General features: G+C 63.4%; 13 protein-coding genes and 1 tRNA gene. All 14 read right to left on the reverse strand.

Annotated features, from left to right (window positions below; translation table 11 throughout):
* Positions 1-123: GTP-binding protein (locus ACXU4B_RS17965; RefSeq protein WP_415253061.1), on the reverse strand; the 123-nt coding region annotated here is incomplete at its 3' end.
* Between the two features lie 50 nt (positions 124-173).
* Positions 174-2,291, reverse strand: coding sequence for an elongation factor G (gene fusA / locus ACXU4B_RS17970; RefSeq protein WP_131413560.1), 2,118 nt, complete (start codon positions 2,289-2,291; stop codon positions 174-176).
* Between the two features lie 42 nt (positions 2,292-2,333).
* Positions 2,334-2,801 (reverse strand): 30S ribosomal protein S7, encoded by a 468-nt coding sequence (rpsG, locus tag ACXU4B_RS17975; protein ID WP_102305037.1) that lies wholly within the window; start codon positions 2,799-2,801, stop codon positions 2,334-2,336.
* Positions 2,802-2,818: 17 nt separating this feature from the next.
* A complete protein-coding gene (gene rpsL, locus ACXU4B_RS17980; RefSeq protein WP_019464011.1) occupies positions 2,819-3,193 on the reverse strand; it encodes a 30S ribosomal protein S12 in 375 nt (124 codons plus the stop codon).
* 179 nt (positions 3,194-3,372) lie between these two features.
* On the reverse strand, positions 3,373-7,587 hold the full coding sequence (rpoC, locus tag ACXU4B_RS17985; RefSeq protein ID WP_131413562.1) for a DNA-directed RNA polymerase subunit beta': 4,215 nt from the start codon (positions 7,585-7,587) through the stop codon (positions 3,373-3,375).
* An 89-nt stretch (positions 7,588-7,676) separates the two neighbouring features.
* Positions 7,677-11,834 carry a DNA-directed RNA polymerase subunit beta gene (gene rpoB, locus ACXU4B_RS17990; protein ID WP_131413563.1) on the reverse strand — a complete coding sequence of 1,386 codons (4,158 nt, stop codon included), beginning with the start codon at positions 11,832-11,834 and terminating at the stop codon, positions 7,677-7,679.
* 320 nt (positions 11,835-12,154) lie between these two features.
* A complete protein-coding gene (gene rplL / locus ACXU4B_RS17995) occupies positions 12,155-12,526 on the reverse strand; it encodes a 50S ribosomal protein L7/L12 (protein WP_131413565.1) in 372 nt (123 codons plus the stop codon).
* Positions 12,527-12,572: 46 nt separating this feature from the next.
* Positions 12,573-13,106 carry a 50S ribosomal protein L10 gene (rplJ, locus tag ACXU4B_RS18000; protein WP_131413567.1) on the reverse strand — a complete coding sequence of 178 codons (534 nt, stop codon included), beginning with the start codon at positions 13,104-13,106 and terminating at the stop codon, positions 12,573-12,575.
* A gap of 344 nt (positions 13,107-13,450) precedes the next feature.
* Positions 13,451-14,158 (reverse strand): 50S ribosomal protein L1, encoded by a 708-nt coding sequence (gene rplA, locus ACXU4B_RS18005; protein WP_131413569.1) that lies wholly within the window; start codon positions 14,156-14,158, stop codon positions 13,451-13,453.
* A 3-nt stretch (positions 14,159-14,161) separates the two neighbouring features.
* Entirely contained in the window at positions 14,162-14,590 is a 429-nt protein-coding gene (gene rplK / locus ACXU4B_RS18010; RefSeq protein WP_131413571.1) for a 50S ribosomal protein L11, read from the reverse strand.
* Between the two features lie 193 nt (positions 14,591-14,783).
* Positions 14,784-15,344, reverse strand: a complete 561-nt coding sequence (gene nusG, locus ACXU4B_RS18015) for a transcription termination/antitermination protein NusG (protein WP_131413573.1) — start codon at positions 15,342-15,344, stop codon at positions 14,784-14,786.
* A 9-nt stretch (positions 15,345-15,353) separates the two neighbouring features.
* On the reverse strand, positions 15,354-15,749 hold the full coding sequence (secE, locus tag ACXU4B_RS18020; RefSeq protein WP_131413574.1) for a preprotein translocase subunit SecE: 396 nt from the start codon (positions 15,747-15,749) through the stop codon (positions 15,354-15,356).
* A gap of 80 nt (positions 15,750-15,829) precedes the next feature.
* Positions 15,830-15,905 (reverse strand) — tRNA-Trp (locus tag ACXU4B_RS18025).
* Positions 15,906-16,044: 139 nt separating this feature from the next.
* Positions 16,045-16,166: EF-Tu C-terminal domain-related protein (locus ACXU4B_RS18030; RefSeq protein WP_458910916.1), on the reverse strand; the 122-nt coding region annotated here is incomplete at its 5' end.

Genomic DNA, 16,166 nt, shown 5'->3' on the forward strand with positions numbered 1-16,166 from the left:
ACCGAAACGCTCGGCGCCAACCTTCGTCAGCGCGGCCGTCAGCGTCGTCTTGCCGTGGTCCACGTGACCAATCGTGCCGACGTTGACGTGCGGCTTGGTGCGTTCGAATTTACCCTTTGCCATGACTCTAAACCTCTAGAAAAGAACGGTATGTTGTAGGGAAGAAAGCCTTATCAGGCCTTCTTCATGACCTGCTCAGCGATGTTGTTCGGCGCTTCGGCGTAATGGTCGAATTCCATCGTGAAGGTGGCGCGACCCTGGGTCAGCGAACGAATCGTCGTCGCATAACCGAACATCTCACCCAGCGGCACCATCGCATTGATGGTCTTGCCCGACGGGGTGTCGTCCTGGCCCTGGAGCAGGCCGCGACGACGGCTCAGATCGCCCATCACGTCACCGACGTAGTCTTCCGGCGTCACCACCTCGACCTTCATGATCGGCTCGAGCAGAACCGGCGATGCCTTGGCAAAGCCCTGCTTGAACGCCATCGAAGCGGCGAGCTTGAACGCCATTTCCGACGAGTCGACGTCGTGGTACGAACCGAACACCAGCTTGACCTTCACGCCAACCACCGGGAAGCCGGCCAGCGGGCCGCTGGTGATGGTTTCGCGCAGGCCCTTTTCGACCGACGGGATGAATTCCTTCGGAATCACGCCACCGGTGATGTCGTTGATGAACAGGAAATCGTCCTTGACGGCCGGGTTCTTGCGGTCTTCCTCGTTCATCGGCGACAGCTCGATCACCACGTGACCGTACTGACCCTTACCGCCCGACTGCTTGGCGTGCTTGTAGTCCGACTTCACGTCCAGGCTGCGGATCGTTTCGCGGTAGGCCACCTGCGGCTTGCCGACGTTGGCCTCGACGTTGAACTCGCGCTTCATGCGGTCCACCAGGATGTCCAGGTGAAGCTCGCCCATGCCCGAGATGATGGTCTGGCCCGACTCTTCGTCCGTACGGACGCGGAACGACGGATCTTCCGCAGCCAGACGGCCGAGGGCGATACCCATCTTTTCCTGGTCCGACTTGGTCTTCGGCTCCACCGCCATCGAGATCACCGGCTCCGGGAACGTCATGCGCTCCAGGGTGATGATGTGATCCTGCGCGCACAGCGTGTCACCGGTCGTCACGTCCTTCAGGCCGACCGCCGCGGCGATGTCGCCAGCGCGGACTTCCTTCAGTTCATGACGCTCGTTCGCGTGCATCTGCAGGATGCGGCCGATGCGCTCCTTCTTGGACTTGACCGGGTTGTACACCTGGTCGCCAGCGTTCAGCGTGCCCGAATAGACGCGGAAGAACGTGAGCGAACCGACGAACGGATCGGTCATGATCTTGAACGCAAGCGCGGAGAACGGCGCGGCATCGTCGGCCTTGCGGGTCGCTTCCTTCTCGTCCTCGTCGACGCCAGCCACCGGCGGGCGGTCGATCGGCGACGGCAGCAGGTTCACCACGGCGTCGAGCATGGCCTGCACGCCCTTGTTCTTGAACGCGGTGCCGCAGAAGACCGGGATGATTTCGCTGGACAGGGTGCGCGCGCGCAGGCCGCCGATGATCTCTTCCTCGGAAAGGTCGCCCTCTTCCAGGTACTTGTTCATCAGCTCTTCGGTGGCTTCCGCGGCGGACTCGACCATGTAGCTACGAGCCTCGGCAGCCTTGTCGGCAAGGTTGGCCGGGATGTCCTGGTACTCGAACTTCATGCCCTGGGACTCCATGTCCCAGATGATCGCCTTCATCTTGAGCAGGTCGACCACGCCGTCGAAGTTCTCTTCGGCGCCGATCGGCACCTGCATCGGCACCGGGTTGGCACCCAGGCGAGCCTTCAGCTGGTCCACGACCTTGTAGAAGTTCGCGCCAGTGCGGTCCATCTTGTTGACGAACGCAAGGCGCGGCACCTTGTACTTGTTGGCCTGGCGCCAGACGGTTTCGGACTGCGGCTGCACACCACCCACGGCGCAGAGCACGAACACCGCACCGTCGAGCACGCGCAGCGAACGCTCCACTTCGATGGTGAAGTCCACGTGGCCTGGGGTGTCGATGATGTTGAAGCGGTGCTCAGGCAGGGAACGATCCATGCCCTTCCAGAACGCCGTCGTTGCCGCCGACGTAATGGTGATGCCGCGCTCCTGCTCCTGCTCCATCCAGTCCATCGTTGCCGCACCGTCGTGCACCTCGCCAATCTTGTGACTGACGCCGGTGTAGAACAGGATGCGCTCCGTGGTGGTGGTCTTGCCGGCATCGATGTGAGCCATGATGCCGAAGTTGCGGTAGCGCTCGATAGGAGTGGTGCGTGCCACGGTCTTAACCTCTAAAAGTGCTTGCTTTAAGCGAACTACTGCTTACCAGCGGTAATGCGAGAAGGCCTTGTTGGCTTCTGCCATGCGGTGCGTCTCTTCGCGCTTCTTGATCGCGCCACCGCGATTCTCCGAAGCCTCGAGCAGCTCGGCGGCCAGCTTGCGCGGCATCGAGGTCTCGCCGCGCTTGCGGGCGGAGTCGATGGCCCAGCGCATGGCCAGTGCCATACGGCGACCCGGACGCACTTCGACCGGCACCTGGTAGGTGGCGCCGCCGACACGACGGGACTTCACCTCGACCGCCGGGGCGATGTTGTTCAGGGCCTTCTCGACGAGCTGAACCGGCTCGGCGTTCTTTTCGCCCAGATGGGCCAGGGCGCCGTAGACGATGCTTTCGGCGACCGACTTCTTGCCGCTCTTCATCACCATGTTGATGAAACGGGCGATGAGCTGGCTGCCGTGCTTGGGATCCGGCAGGATCAGACGGGCGGGATGTGAACCTTTACGCGACATGATTTATTTCCTAGAGATCAGGACTTCGGGCGCTTGGCGCCGTACTTGGAGCGCGACTGGCGGCGCTTGGTGACGCCGGCGCAGTCAAGGCTGCCGCGCACCGTGTGGTAACGCACACCCGGGAGATCCTTGACGCGACCGCCGCGGATCAGCACCACCGAGTGCTCCTGCAGGTTGTGACCTTCGCCACCGATGTAGCTGATGACTTCGTAGCCGTTCGTCAGGCGCACCTTGGCAACCTTACGCAGCGCCGAGTTCGGCTTTTTCGGGGTGGTCGTGTAGACACGCGTGCAGACGCCACGGCGCTGCGGGCTGTTCTGCAAAGCCGGCGAAGCACTCTTGTACGTCTTCGGGCTACGGGATTTGCGAACCAACTGGTTGACTGTCGTCATGCGAAGCTGTTCCTGAGAAACATAAAGGCAGACCGAACCGGCTCGGTCTGCCAAGAAGCGGGAATTTAACATGGGCAGCCTGTCACAGACAAGCTGACGCCCTGCCATCCATAGCCCGAACACGAGGCGCAGTCCCTGCGCCTCATTTCGTATGTCAGCGAGTAACGCCCGCGAAGGGCTTACTCCACACCAATGTCGCTACCCGTGGTGGCTTCCGCGAAGGAGGCCGAAGAAGCGGAGCCGGAAAGGGTTTCGAGCTCCGAGGCAGTAAGACCGCCCTGGCGATGACGCTGCGCGTGATACGCCAGACCCGTACCCGCCGGAATTAGACGGCCGACAATAACATTTTCCTTCAGGCCACGCAAGGTATCGCGCGTGCCACGCACCGCGGCTTCCGTCAGGACCCGGGTCGTTTCCTGGAAGGAAGCGGCCGAGATGAAGGATTCCGTGGCCAGCGAGGCCTTGGTGATACCCAGCAGCACCGACTGGTACTCGGCCGGGCGCTCGCCGCGGGCAATGGCGCGGTCGTTCTCGCCATTGATGCGGACACGCTCGACCTGCTCGCCGCGCAGGTAGTGGCTCTCGCCCGGGTCGGTGATCTCGACCTTGCGCAGCATCTGGCGAATGATCGCTTCGATGTGCTTGTCGTTGATCTTCACGCCCTGCAGACGGTAGACGTCCTGGATTTCCTTGACCAGGTAGGCGGCCAGCGGCTCGACACCCAGCAGGCGCAGGATGTCGTGCGGGCTGGGCTCGCCGTCCACCACGGTTTCGCCCTTCTCCACGTGCTCGCCTTCGAACACGATGACCTGGCGCCACTTGGGAATCAGCTCTTCGTGCTCGTTGCCGTCCACGTCCTTGATGATCAGGCGCTGCTTGCCCTTGGTGTCCTTGCCGAAGCTGATCACACCCGAACGCTCGGCCAGGATCGCCGGTTCCTTCGGCTTGCGTGCCTCGAACAGGTCAGCCACGCGCGGCAGACCACCCGTGATGTCGCGGGTCTTCGACGTTTCCTGCGGGATACGGGCGACCACGTCACCCACGCCCACCTGCACGCCGTTCTGGATCGACACGATGGCACCGGCCGGGAGCATGTACTGCGCCGGCACGTCGGTGCCCGGCAGCTTCAGCTCGCGACCCTTGGCGTCTTCCAGGCGCACGATCGGGCGCAGGTCCTTGGCAGCCGTACCACGGCGCTTCGGATCGGTCACCACCGCCGACTCCAGGCCGGTCAGTTCGTCGGTCTGGCTCTGCACGGTGACGCCATCGATGAAGTCGATGAAGCGCACGGTACCGGCCACTTCCGACACGATCGGATGGGTATGCGGATCCCAGTTGGCCACGGCCTGGCCGGCCTTGACCGGATCGCCGTCCTTGACCGCGATGGTGGCGCCGTAAGGCACCTTGTAACGCTCACGCTCGCGGCCGTTCGCGTCGATGACGCTCACTTCGCCCGAACGCGACACCGCCACCAGGTGACCCTGGTTGTGGTGCACGGTCTTGAGATTGTTGAACTTCAGCGTGCCGGTGGTCTTCACCGTCACGTTGTCCACCGCCGCCGCACGCGAAGCCGCACCACCGATGTGGAACGTACGCATGGTCAGCTGGGTACCCGGCTCGCCGATCGACTGCGCGGCAACCACGCCCACGGCCTCGCCCATGTTCACCAGGTGGCCACGGGCCAGGTCGCGGCCGTAGCACAGCGCGCAAACGCCGTGGTTGGCGGCACAGGTGATCGGCGAACGCACCTTGATCGACTGCACGCCGGCCTTGTCGAGCTTCTCGACCAGGGCTTCGTCCAGCAGGGTGTCGCGCGTCACGATCGGCTGATCGTCGTCGCCCGGTGCGTACACGTCCTCGACCGCCACGCGGCCCAGCACGCGCTCGCGCAACGGCTCGACCACGTCACCGCCTTCGACGATCGGCTGCATGATGACGCCGTCCTCGGTACCGCAATCGGTCGAGGTGATCACCACGTCCTGCGCCACGTCGACGAGACGACGGGTCAGGTAACCGGAGTTCGCCGTCTTCAGCGCCGTATCCGCCAGGCCCTTACGGGCACCGTGGGTGGAGTTGAAGTACTGCAGGACGTTCAGGCCTTCGCGGAAGTTCGCCTTGATGGGCGTCTCGATGATCGAGCCGTCCGGGCGGGCCATCAGGCCGCGCATGCCGGCCAGCTGGCGAATCTGCGCCACCGAACCACGGGCGCCGGAGTCGGCCATGATGTACAGCGAGTTCATCGACTTCTGGTTGACCGTCTTGCCCTCGGCATCGGTCACCTTTTCGGTACCGATACCGTCGATCATCGCCTTGGCCACGAGCTCGTTGGTGCGCGACCAGATGTCGACCACCTTGTTGTAGCGCTCGCCGGCGGTGACCAGGCCCGACTGGTACTGCTCCTGGATCTCGACCACTTCCTTCTCGGCCTCTTCCAGGATCGGCTTCTTCTCGGCGGGGATGATCATGTCATCGATGCCGATGGAGATGCCGGCGCGGGTGGCGAAGCGGAAGCCCGTGTACATCAGGTGGTCCGCGAACACCACGGTGTCCTTCAGGCCCAGGCGACGGTAGCAGGCGTTGATCAGGCGCGAGATGTTCTTCTTGGTCAGCTCGGTGTTGGCCAGCGCGAACGGCAGGCCTTCCGGCATGATCTCGAGCAGCAGCGCGCGACCCACGGTGGTATCGACCAGCGAGGTCTCGGAGGTGCGGTTGCCCTCCTCGTCGATGTTCACCTGCTTGATGCGCACCTTGACCTTGGCGTGCAGCTGCACGGCACGGTTGTCGTAGGCGCGGCGAACTTCGCCGATGCCCGAGAACACCATGCCGTTGCCCTTGGCGTTCACCAGCTCGCGGGTCATGTAGTACAGGCCCAGCACCACGTCCTGGGTCGGCACGATGATCGGCTCGCCGTTGGCGGGCGACAGGATGTTGTTGGTCGCCATCATCAGGGCGCGCGCTTCGAGCTGCGCCTCGATCGACAGCGGCACGTGCACCGCCATCTGGTCACCGTCGAAGTCGGCGTTGAACGCCGTACAGACGAGCGGATGCAGCTGGATGGCCTTGCCTTCGATCAGCTTCGGCTCGAACGCCTGGATGCCGAGGCGATGCAGCGTCGGCGCACGGTTGAGCATCACGGGATGCTCGCGGATCACCTCTTCGAGGATGTCCCAGACCTGGCCTTCTTCGCGCTCGACCAGCTTCTTGGCGGCCTTGATGGTGGTGGCTTCGCCGCGGGCCTGCAGCTTGGCGAAGATGAAGGGCTTGAACAGCTCAAGCGCCATCTTCTTCGGCAGGCCGCACTGGTGCAGGCGCAGGGTCGGACCGACCACGATCACCGAACGACCGGAGTAGTCCACGCGCTTGCCGAGCAGGTTCTGGCGGAAGCGGCCCTGCTTGCCCTTGATCATGTCGGCCAGCGACTTCAGCGCGCGCTTGTTCGTGCCGGTGATGGCACGACCGCGACGGCCGTTGTCGAGCAACGCGTCAACCGACTCCTGCAGCATGCGCTTTTCATTGCGCACGATGATGTCGGGCGCATTGAGTTCGAGCAGGCGACGCAGGCGGTTGTTGCGGTTGATGACGCGACGGTACAGGTCATTGAGGTCGGACGTGGCGAAGCGGCCACCGTCCAGCGGGACCAGCGGACGCAGGTCCGGCGGCAGCACCGGCAGCACGGTCAGCACCATCCATTCCGGACGGTTGCCCGACTCGAGGAACGCCTCGATCAGCTTCACGCGCTTGGTGAGGCGCTTGAGCTTGGTCTCGGAGTTGGTCGAGCCGATCTCTTCCTTCAGGCGAATCACTTCGCCCGGCAGGTCGAGCGACTTGAGCAGCTCGTAGACGGCCTCGGCACCCATGCGGGCGTCGAACTCGTCACCGTGCTCTTCGACGGCTTCCAGGTACTGGTCTTCGCTGAGCAGCTGGCCGCGCTCGAGCGCGGTCAGACCTGGATCGATCACCACGAAGGCTTCGAAGTACAGGATGCGCTCGATGTCGCGCAGGGTCATGTCCAGCATCAGGCCGATGCGCGAGGGCAGCGACTTGAGGAACCAGATGTGCGCGGTCGGGCTGGCCAGCTCGATGTGGCCCATGCGCTCGCGGCGCACCTTGGCCAGCGTCACTTCCGTGCCGCACTTCTCGCAGACCACGCCGCGGTGCTTCATGCGCTTGTACTTGCCGCACAGGCACTCGTAGTCCTTCACCGGACCGAAGATGGCGGCGCAGAACAGGCCGTCACGCTCGGGCTTGAAGGTGCGGTAGTTGATCGTCTCAGGCTTCTTCACTTCGCCATACGACCACGAGCGGATCAGCTCCGGCGAAGCCAGGGCGATCTTGATCGCATCGAAGTCAGGCGCGGTGCGCTGCTGATTGAACAGATTGAGCAAGTCTTTCATGGATGTCTCCGAAGATCGGGAATAGGGAATGGAGAATCGGTAGTCGGGAGTACGAGGAACGACGGTTCGCTCCTCGCCTCCGCCTCAACTCACTTCACTTCTTCCAGATCAATGTCGATACCGAGCGAGCGGATTTCCTTCACCAACACGTTGAAGGATTCCGGCATGCCCGCCGCCATTTCGTGGTTACCGTCGACGATGTTCTTGTACATCTGGTTGCGGCCCTGCACGTCATCGGACTTCACCGTCAACATTTCCTGCAGGGTGTAGGCCGCGCCGTAGGCTTCCAGCGCCCAGACTTCCATTTCGCCGAAGCGCTGGCCACCGAACTGCGCCTTGCCGCCCAGCGGCTGCTGGGTGACGAGCGAGTACGGACCGGTCGAACGCGCGTGCATCTTGTCGTCGACCAGGTGGTTCAGCTTCAGGTAGTGCATGTAACCGACCGTCACCGGGCGATCGAACGCCTCGCCGGTACGACCGTCGAACAGCACGGTCTGGCCCGACTCCGGCAGATCGGCCAGCTTCAGCATCGCCTTGATCTCGGTTTCCTCGGCACCGTCGAACACCGGGGTGGCCATCGGCACGCCTTCCTGGAGATTGTTCGCCAGCGTGATGATTTCCTCATCCGTCAGCGACTTCAGGTCGACGTGCTGCACGGCACCGGCCACGTGGTGGTTGTAGATCTGGTCGAGGAACTCGCGGATCTGCGCCACCTTGGCCTGCGCCTCGATCATCTTCTGGATTTTCTTGCCGAGGCCCTTGGCGGCCCAGCCCAGATGCACTTCCAGAATCTGGCCGATGTTCATACGCGAAGGCACGCCCAGCGGGTTCAGCACGATGTCCACCGGGGTACCGTCGGCGGAGAACGGCATGTCCTCCACCGGCACCACGTTCGACACCACACCCTTGTTGCCGTGGCGACCAGCCATCTTGTCGCCCGGCTGGATGCGGCGCTTAACGGCCAGGAACACCTTGACCATCTTGAGCACGCCCGGCGCGAGGTCGTCGCCCTGGGTGATCTTGCCCTGCTTCTCCTTGAAGCGCTTGTCGAACTCTTCCTTGTGGCGCTTGATCTGGTCGGCGGCACGCTCGAGGAACTCGGTGACGTCCTCTTCCTTGACGTTGATCTTGAACCAGTCGTCCTTCTTCAGGCCGTCGAGGTAGGCGTCGGTGATTTCCACGCCGCGCTTGAGGCCACCCGGGCCGCTCATCGCGGACTTGCCGACGAGCTGGGTGCGCATGCGGTTGTAGATGGCGCCCTCGAGGATGCGGAACTGGTCATCAAGGTCCTTGCGGATACGCTTGATTTCCATTTCCTCGATCTGCTTGGCGCGCTTGTCCTTCTCGATGCCGTCGCGGGTGAACACCTGCACGTCGATGACGGTGCCGTCCATGCCCGGCGGCACGCGCAGCGAGCTGTCCTTCACGTCGGACGCCTTCTCGCCGAAGATCGCGCGCAGCAGCTTCTCTTCCGGCGTGAGCTGGCTCTCGCCCTTGGGCGTGACCTTGCCGACCATGATGTCGCCGGCCTTCACTTCCGCACCGATGTACACGATGCCGGATTCGTCGAGGCGAGCCAGCGCCTGCTCACCCACGTTCGGGATGTCGGCGGTGATTTCCTCGGCGCCCAGCTTGGTGTCACGCGCGATGCACGACAGCTCCTCGATGTGGATCGAGGTGTAGCGGTCTTCCTGCACGACGCGCTCGGAGAGCAGGATCGAGTCTTCGAAGTTGTAGCCGTTCCACGGCATGAAGGCGATCAGCATGTTCTGGCCGAGCGCGAGCTCGCCCAGGTCGGTCGACGAACCGTCGGCCAGCGTGTCGCCCTTCGCCACGATGTCACCCACGTTCACCAGCGGGCGCTGGTTGAGGTTGGTGTTCTGGTTGGAACGGGTGTACTTGGTCAGCGTGTAGATGTCGACGCCGGCGTCGTTGTCGCCGACCTCTTCCTCGTTCACGCGCACCACGATACGGGCCGCATCGACCTGGTCGATCACGCCGCCGCGCTTGGCGGTGGTGATGACGCCCGAGTCACGCGCCACGGCGCGCTCGATGCCGGTACCCACCAGCGGGGTCTGCGAACGCAGGGTCGGCACGGCCTGGCGCTGCATGTTCGCGCCCATCAGTGCGCGGTTCGCGTCATCGTGCTCCAGGAACGGCACGAGGGCGGCTGCCACCGACACCGTCTGCATGGGCGAGACGTCCATGTAGTCGACTTCGGAGGCGGGGCGCAGCTCGGACTCGCCACGGAAGCGGCAGGACACGAAGTCTTCGACGAAGGCACCGTCCTTGAGCGGCGAGTTCGCCTGCGCAATGACGTGGTCGCCTTCCTCGATGGCCGACAGGTAGTCCACCGTGTTGGTGACCTTGCCGCCCACGACCTTGCGGTACGGCGTCTCGAGGAAGCCATACGCGTTGGTGCGGGCGTACACGGCCAGCGAGTTGATCAGGCCGATGTTCGGGCCTTCCGGCGTTTCGATGGTGCAGACGCGGCCGTAATGGGTCGGATGCACGTCGCGCACTTCGAAGCCGGCGCGCTCGCGGGTCAGGCCGCCCGGGCCCAGTGCCGAGACGCGACGCTTGTGCGTCACTTCCGACAGCGGGTTGTTCTGGTCCATGAACTGGCTGAGCTGCGAGGAGCCGAAGAACTCCTTCACCGCCGCCGCGACCGGCTTGGCGTTGATCAGTTCCTGCGGCGTCAGGCCCTCGGACTCGGCCAGGCTCAGGCGCTCGCGCACGGCGCGCTCGACGCGCACCAGGCCGATGCGGAAGGTGTTCTCGGCCATTTCGCCGACCGAACGCACGCGACGGTTGCCCAGGTGGTCGATGTCATCGACGGTGCCATGACCGTTCTTGATGTCGATGAGCACCTTGAGCACTTCGAGGATGTCCGAGGTGACGCCCTGCGACTTGACCAGGGCCTGCGCCTCTTCTTCCTTGCGCTCGGCGAAGTACTTGTGGTCGTACAGCACGCCCGGACCGACGATCTCCTGGCGGCCGACGCGACGGTTGAACTTCATGCGACCCACGCCCGACAGGTCGTAGCGGTCGAAGGTGAAGAACAGGTTGTAGAACAGGTTTTGCGCGGCGTCCTTGGTCGGCGGCTCGCCCGGGCGCATCATGCGGTAGATTTCCACCAGCGCTTCGAGCTGCGTCTTGGTGTTGTCGATGCGCAGGGTGTGCGAGATGTACGCGCCGCGATCGAGGTCGTTCACGTACAGCGTCGGCACCACTTCGATGCCCGCCTTGCGGAAGTTCTCGAGCTGCTCAGCGGTGATTTCGTCGTTGGCCGAGGCCAGCAGTTCGCCGGTCTTGCTGTCGACGATATCGGTGGCCAGGATGCGGCCGACCGGGTAGTCGTCCGGCACTTCCAGCGCGGTGATGTTTTCGGCGGCGAGCTGGCGCACGTGGCGCGCGGTGATGCGCTTGCCGGCTTCCACCAGCACCTTGTCACCGATGGTCAGGTCGAAGCTCAGCGTTTCGCCACGCAGGCGCTCGGCGACCAGTTCGAGCGTGGTGCCACCCTTCTTGCCCAGGTGGAACACGTTGTGCTCGAAGAAGGTATCGAGCATCTCGACGTTGTTGTAGCCGAGCGCGCGCAGCAGCACCGTCACCGGCAGCTTGCGGCGACGGTCGATGCGGGTGAACAGCGCATCCTTCGGGTCGAACTCGAAGTCGAGCCACGAACCACGGTAAGGAATGACGCGGGCCGAGAACAGCAGCTTGCCCGAGCTGTGCGTCTTGCCGCGGTCGTGATCGAAGAACACGCCCGGCGAACGATGCAGCTGCGAGACGATGACGCGCTCGGTGCCGTTGATGATGAAGGTGCCGGTGTCGGTCATGAGCGGAATTTCGCCCATGTAGACTTCCTGTTCCTTCACGTACTTGACGGCCTTCTTGGAGGCCGGGCTGTCCTTGTCGTAGATGACCAGGCGCACGGTCACGCGCAGCGGCGCGCCGAAGGTCATGCCACGGTTGCGGCATTCGCGTTCGTCAAAGGCGGGCTCGCCCAGGCGATAGTCGACATACTCAAGCGCGGCGTTGCCCGAATAGCTGGCAATCGGGAACACCGACTTCAGCGCGGCGTGGAGACCCTTTTCGTCGCGCTGCTTGGGAGCGACGTGCTCCTGCAGGAACTCGCGATAGGAATCGGTCTGGATGGTCAGCAGGTTCGGCACGCCCAATACAGGGGGACGCTTGCCGAAATCCTTGCGGATGCGCTTCTTCTCGGTAAACGAGTAGGTCATGGTGGGTACCGCCTCGGTTCGCAGTGACGCCGGTGGTGCACACACCGGCTGAATTGTGAAAGCTGTGTCTGCCATCGACGGACAAGATGTGCTGCCCTGCCCGTCGCTGCATCAAAAAGGCATAAATCAAAGGTCGGCGGTGATCTGCAGGCCTTTCAGTGCTGACTTCCCGATGCGTAAAACACGAACCCAAAAGATGACACCTGGTCGTTACAGGCCGCGACTTCCCGCGCGAATTCCTGTAACAGGCAAAGCCCGGGGACTTACGTCCCCAGGCTTGCTTGACGCTGGATCAAACTGACGGCGCGCAAGAGCGCCGATTACTTCAGTTCGACCGTGGCGCCTGCAGCTTCGAGGTCCTTCTTGAACTTCGCAGCGTCTTCCTTCGAAGCGGCTTCCTTCACGACGCCACCGGCTTCGGTCAGGTCCTTCGCTTCCTTCAGGCCCAGGCCCGTGATGGCGCGGACGGCCTTGATCACGTCGACCTTCTTGTCGCCGGCGCTCTTCAGGATAACGTCGAATTCGGTCTGCTCTTCAGCAGCCGGGCCGGCAGCGGCCGGGCCAGCGGCAACCATCACCGGGGCGGCGGCGGTCACGCCAAACTTCTCTTCGATGGCCTTCACCAGGTCCATCACTTCCATCAGCGACTTGGCGGCGACGGCTTCAACGATCTGTTCGTTGGTCAGGGACATTTTCATTTACCTCTGGAAATTAATTCGAATTGAGTAGACGGCGAACTTAGGCGGGCTCGGCTTCAGCCGGGGCTTCGGCGGCGACTTCGCCACCACCCTGCTTGTCGGCCACGGCCTTGACGACGCGGGCGAACATCGAAGCGGGCTCGGCCAGCACGCGGGCCAGCATGGCCAGCGCCTGTTCGCGGGTCGGCAGCGAGGCCAGCACGTCGACGTGCGCGGCCGGCAGCAACTTGCCTTCCACCGAGACGATTTTCGCCTTCAGCTTGTCGTTGCCCTTGGCGAATTCCTTGATCAGGCGACCGGCAGCGCCGGGCTCCTCGGTCGAGAATGCGTACAGCAGCGGGCCGGTCAGGGCGTCCTTGACGACCTCGAACTCGGTACCCACCACGGCGCGCGAAGCGAGCGTGTTCTTGACAACCTTCAAGAACACACCGGATTCACGGGCCTTCTTGCGCATCGCGGTCATTTGTTCGACCGTGGTGCCCGCATACTCGGCAGCGACCAGGGAGTGCGCCTTGGCGGCAACTTCTGCCAGTTCGGCGACTACTTCTTGCTTCTGAGAGAGATTCAGAGCCATATCACTCCTCCACTATGAAATCCGCTCACGGCTCCTGCCGCTTGCGGTCCTGAGCGACGCCATCCGTGACGTCGGGGACGCAAAGTCCCGGGTGGTGGCCTTTCCAGAACAGGTCAAACAATTCCAGAAGGGGCGACACCATCTACGCAGGCCGGATCCGGACCCGGACCCGATTAAGCGACCCCGCTAACGGCGACGGCGATTCCATGCCAACACGAGCTCCCTGCTCGTCGTCGTCGTGCGCTGATCGCGCCTGCGGTCTTTGACGGCGACTCCGGCCTGAGACCGGGGCTGCCCTCAAAAACGTGCCCGTGCCAGCTCATGCCGGCACGGGACTTGATGCTTTACTTGGTCGAGATCGTCAGCGACGAGGTATCGACCGGCACGCCCACGCCCATCGTGCTGGACAGGGCGACCTTCTGCAGGTACTGACCCTTGGCCGTCGACGGCTTGGCCTTCAGCAGGTCGGCAACCAGGGTGTTCAGGTTGTCGGCGAGCTGGGCAGCGTCGAAGCTGGCCTTGCCGATGGTGGCGTGGATGATGCCCGCCTTGTCGTTGCGGAACTTGACCTGACCGGCCTTGGCGTTCTTGACGGCCGTGGCGACGTCGGCGGTGACCGAGCCGTCCTTCGGGTTCGGCATCAGGCCACGGGGACCGAGCAGCTGGCCGAGCTTGCCGACCACGCGCATCGCGTCCGGCGTGGCGATCACGCGACCGAAGTCGAGTTCGCCAGCCTGCATGCGCTCGGCCAGGTCGTCCATGCCGACGGCGTCGGCACCGGCGGCCTTGGCAGCCTCGGCCTTCTCACCGGCCGGCACGAACACGGCGACCTTGACGGTCTTGCCGGTGCCGTGCGGCAGCAGCGAGGAGCCACGCACGCCCTGGTCGGACTTCTTGGCATCGATGCCGAGGCGGACGGCGACGTCCACGGACTCGGCGAACTTCGCCTTGGCGTTGTTCTTGACGATGTTCAGGGCTTCTTCCAGGCCATAGAGCTTGCCCGGCTGCACTGCGGCCTGGGCCGCCTTCAAACGCTTCGTGAGCTTTGCCATGTCTTAACCCTCCACCACCAAGCCCATGCTGCGCGCGCTACCAGCGATGGTGCGCACGGCAGCGTCCAGATCAGCAGCCGTGAGATCCGGCTCCTTCTGCTTCGCAATGTCTTCCAACTGCTTGCGGGTGATCTTGCCGACCTTGTCGGTGTTCGGCTTGGGCGAGCCCTTGGCGACGCCGGTGGCCTTCTTGATCAGAATGCTGGCCGGCGGGGTCTTGGTGATGAAGGTGAAGCTACGGTCGGAATAGGCCGTGATGATGACCGGAATCGGCAGACCCGGCTCCATCTTCTGCGTGGCGGCATTGAACGCCTTGCAGAATTCCATGATGTTCAGGCCGCGCTGACCGAGGGCGGGACCCACCGGCGGCGACGGATTGGCCTGGCCGGCCTTGACCTGCAGCTTGATATAACCTGTGACTTTCTTTGCCATTGCATTTTCCTCGCGAGTTCAGGCGCCTTGCGGCTCCTCGCAGTACTTCATCCATGGATAGAGGAAGGCCAGCCGTCCTGCGGACCTCGGAAACACGGACACGCCGAACCAAAAGGCTCCGGCGTGAACCGCGTAGTTTAGAGACTGATCAAGTTTTAAGCAAGCCCCATGCCGAGGCTTGCCCGGGAGCCGATCAGGCCTTCTCGACCTGGCCAAACTCCAGCTCGACCGGGGTCGAGCGACCGAAAATGAGCACCGCGACGCGCAGGCGGCTCTTTTCGTAATTGACTTCCTCGACCACGCCGTTGAAGTCGTTGAACGGGCCGTCGGTGACGCGGACCATCTCGCCCGGCTCGAACAGCACCTTGGGACGGGGCTTTTCGACGCCCTCGCGGACGCGGCTGAGGATGGCGTCGGCCTCGCTGTCGCGGATCGGCAACGGACGATCGGCCGTGCCGCCAATGAAACCCATGACCTTCGGGGTTTCCTTGACCAGATGCCAGCACTCGTCGTCGATGCGCGGTGCCTTGCCCTCGGTATCCGTCTCGATCTGCACGAGAACGTAACCCGGGAAGAACTTGCGCTCGCTGCGGCGCTTCTGGCCGCCACGCATCTCGATGACCTCTTCGGTCGGCACCAGCACTTCGCCGAACTTCTCTTCCATGCCGGCGCGGCGGATTCGCTCGTCGAGCGAACGCTTCACCTGGTTCTCGAAGCCCGAATAGGCGTGCACCACATACCAACGCTTGCTCATGCTTTCACCTCATGTACCTAGCTTGAGCAGCCAGTCGAGCACGACCGACTTCAGGATCAGATCGATCAGGCCCAACAGCAGCGAGAGGATGATCACGACGACCATGATGATGCCGGTCGTCTTGAGCGTCTCGTCGCGAGTGGGCCAGACCACCTTGCGCAATTCAAACTGGGATTCACCGAGGAACGCGCGCACGCGGCGACCCGGCGCGGTAAACGCACCGATCGCGAGCGACACGGCCAGCGCGGCCAGCACGCCCAGCAGTCGGACCGACTGCGGGATCGAGCCGTCAGTGCCGAACCACGAGTAGGCGAAAACGCCGGCAGCCAGCACCAGCACTGCCAGTACCAGCTTGCCAACATCGGCGGCGTTAACGCCCTTGGTCTGTTCTGCCTTCGTATTCATGCGACGTGATCGGATGAGAGAGGCATCGACCGGCTAAGGTCCGTATGCCATCCACCACCCGTCGTAGATCCTCGGGAAGATGGCACGCCAGGAGGGACTCGAACCCCCAACCTGCGGTTTTGGAGACCGCTGCTCTGCCAATTGAGCTACTGGCGTATTCAAAAAATGGGTGAAGTCGCTCGCCTTGCCGCCGCAAGGTGGCGCCTTTCGGCGCCGTCCGGGGGTAAGAAGGCCTTGGCCGCCCTACCCCTGGATCCCTGCGACCCGCACTGCGGGCGACTTCCCAGTGTACAGCTTACTTGATGACCTTGGCCACCACGCCGGCGCCGACGGTGCGGCCGCCTTCGCGGATGGCGAAACGCAGGCCTTCGTCCATCGCGATCGGGTGGATCAGGGACACCACCATCTTCACGTTGT

This window comes from Dyella soli, assembly GCF_054482295.1.